This is a genomic window from uncultured Campylobacter sp. (assembly GCF_938017615.1).
Lineage (GTDB): Bacteria > Campylobacterota > Campylobacteria > Campylobacterales > Campylobacteraceae > Campylobacter_B.
Window position 1 is genome coordinate 1 of the sequence record NZ_CALIJA010000214.1, and the last position, 1294, is coordinate 1294.

The window sequence follows — 1294 nt, forward strand, 5'->3', positions numbered from 1 at the left end:
CGCAAAAAGCGCCGCTGTCGCAAAAGCCAAGCGTGCGTTTCGATGAAACGGTTAAGCTTTGACGAAGCGCGGCGGCTTAGCTTAAGCAAATCGCGGCGGTAAAATGCAAGCCGTCAGAAGGCTAAATTTCGCGCGAAAAATACTCGTAGATAAAATTTTTAGGCGAGTACGGATCTTTAGGCGTGCCGCCCACTTCGCAATACGGATGCGAAAAAATTTCAATCGGGACATGCGCCGGGCGCGGATTTAGCACGATTTCGCGAGCGTAGTTAAAGCCCAGCCAGCACGGCTCCCAGTTACCGAAAAGATATTCGCGCACCCGCGCCAGCTTAGAATCATCCTCGCTTAAGCCTTCGCCGAGTCGCACCTTTGTAACGTCCGCGGGATCGACCGGGATCCAGCCGTGGCCTTTTAGATAAAATTCCGCCCTGCAGTGCTGCGCGCCCGAGATATGGCTGACGCCGTCTTTAGGCGCGGCGCCCATTTGAGCGCTAAATCTCGACGCGCCGACGCGGATGCCAAACATCTCTCTTGCGGCTATGCCTTGCGCGCGGCAAAGTGCGACGAAAACGCTATTTATGTCGGTGCATTTGCCGCTTAACTTGCCGCTGCTTAAAATTTGCCTCACGTCCCCTAGCCCGCAGCCTAGCACGCTATTATCGCGCTGCATAGTGTTCGCCACCCACGTATAAATCGCGCGCGCCTTTTCCAGATCACCCTTGATGCCGCCTGCGATCTCGTCTGATTTTTGCTTGACGATGCCGTCGATTTGAATCTGTGTGCTAGGCTCTAAAAACTTCGCCACCTCGGGGTTAAGCTTTTCGTTCGGATTAAATTTTACCTTGCTAAAGTCGGTATTTCGCTCAAAGGTCTCGACGTTAAATTTAATGTTTAGCGTGGGCTTTGCCACCCCGACGTAGCCGGCATAGAGCGTCGGAATTTCGCCATAGTCCACGGACGGATCGTTGAAATTGCCGTCAAATTTTATGTCGCTTACCTTTTGATACTCCGTGATGAGAGGAAGTGGTATCCAAAGCCGCGTCTGCTTGCCCTTCTCCAAAATTTCGTGATTTAGCGATAGCCCGAAAGCTCTCTTTTTGCCAATGACTTTTTCCCCGCCCAAAATGGTACTCGGAGTTGCCATAACAGCGCCTAAAATCGCAGTGTTTCTTAAAAAATCACGTCTTTGCATGAAATGCCTTCAAAATAAAATGGCTAAGCCTTAGCCCTAATTACGCGTGGATTTTAGCCTTTTGCGGCTTTGAAATCGCTAAATTTAAAATTCCGCAAGTCG

1 protein-coding gene is annotated in these 1294 nt (G+C 50.7%); it reads right to left on the reverse strand.

Annotated elements, in window-relative coordinates:
- Window positions 1-121: 121 nt before the first annotated feature.
- Window positions 122-1192 carry a transglutaminase-like domain-containing protein gene (locus tag Q0620_RS10805; RefSeq protein WP_298785178.1) on the reverse strand — a complete coding sequence of 357 codons (1071 nt, stop codon included), beginning with the start codon at window positions 1190-1192 and terminating at the stop codon, window positions 122-124.
- Between the last annotated feature and the right edge of the window lie 102 nt (window positions 1193-1294).

Coding starts and splice junctions, on each gene's coding strand:
- Q0620_RS10805 (WP_298785178.1), bottom strand. CDS start 1,192: ATGCAAAGACGTGATTTTTTAAGAAACACTGCGATTTTAGGCGCTGTT.